Origin of the sequence: Glutamicibacter uratoxydans, assembly GCF_006539925.1 — a bacterium.
GTDB classification, from domain to species: Bacteria; Actinomycetota; Actinomycetes; order Actinomycetales; family Micrococcaceae; genus Glutamicibacter; species Glutamicibacter uratoxydans.
This window is the reverse complement of the sequence record NZ_BJNY01000044.1, coordinates 1-1412: the sequence shown is the minus strand read 5'-3', so window position 1 is coordinate 1412 and position 1412 is coordinate 1. Positions and strand designations below refer to the sequence as shown.

1 protein-coding gene is annotated in these 1412 nt (G+C 52.8%); it reads left to right on the top strand.

All coding sequences use genetic code 11. The annotated features are described in order from the left end of the window. The first annotated feature begins 174 nt into the window (after positions 1-174). Entirely contained in the window at positions 175-1356 is a 1182-nt protein-coding gene (locus AUR04nite_RS17740; RefSeq protein ID WP_170184273.1) for an IS481 family transposase, read from the top strand. The last annotated feature ends 56 nt before the right edge of the window (positions 1357-1412 follow it).

The window sequence follows — 1412 nt, the reverse complement described above, 5'->3', positions numbered from 1 at the left end:
GGGTGTCTGGTCTCAAGACATCCTTCACCCATGTCACGGGACATCCTTCACCCAAGCACAAAGACCAAAATCCAAGCTCGAGAACTCTGGAGATACTTCACCTAAAGTCTTGGGACATCATGCACTGTCACCCTGCAACAACATGTCTCAGGACATCGTTCACAATCAAAAAATGTGACTATAAGAAACAAACAAATCATCACCGCCGTCGTCCACGGCTCGATGAATACTAGATCCGCCGCCGCTCACTTCAACGTCTCAGAACGCTGGGTCAAAGAACTGATACGACGCTACGCCTTCGAAGGCGAAACAGCCTACGAAGCTCGCTCCAAACGACCCAAAACCTCTCCAGGCAGAACACCAGAGGCCACCCGAGAACGGATCGTCACTCTCCGAGAAATACTTGTCGCCCAAGGACTCGACGCCGGCGCAGAAACCATCCAAACCCACCTCGAAACAGAAGGGATCTCGCCACCGTCCAGAGCCACCATCCACCGCATCTTGCGCCAAGCCGATCTCGTGAGCGACCAACCACAAAAACGACCCAAAAGCTCATTGATCCGCTTCGAAGCAGCCCAGCCTAACGAAATGTGGCAAGCGGATTTCACCCACTGGCGCCTTGCAGACGGATCAGACACCGAGATCCTGGACTTCATCGATGACTACTCCAGATTCTTGATCAGCATCCGCGCTTACCGCCGCGTGACAGGGCGCAACGTAGCAGAACAGTTTGCCATGGCCTGCGACGAACATGGGCGCCCCCAAAGCTCACTGACCGACAACGGACTGGTGTTCACCACCCGCTTCACCGGCAAAACCCAAGGAGACACCGCAGCAAAGAACCAATTCGAGAAGCTTCTTCAAAAATGGGATGTCAAACAGATCAATGGGTCACCGAACCACCCTCAGACCCAAGGCAAAATCGAGCGCTTTCACAGAACTCTCAAGCTCTGGCTCACGGCCCAGCCACGAGCGACAAGCGTAGCGACACTCAACAAACAGCTGAGCGAATTTCAACAGATCTATAACGAACGAAGACCGCATAAAGCAGCAGGCCGGAAACCACCTAGCATCCGTTACCGAGCCGTTCCCAAGGCAGTCCCAAAACCTTTGCCGCAAGAAGAAGTGCGCCAGAGAAACGACGTGGTCGACAAGGACGGGAAGCTCACCATTAGATATGGCGGGAAACTTCGACACCTAGGTATGGGGCGCACCTATTCAGGCATCCGGGTGGAAATGTATGTCAACGACCGGGAGGTAACCGTCGTGAACAAAAAAACCGGAGAAATCCTGCGATACTTCAAAATCGATCCATCGAAGAACTACCAAAAAGCAATTTCAAGCCTGAATAGGTGACTGCTTAAAGACTAATGTCTCGGGACATCGTTCGTACGATGTCCCGAGACATTACA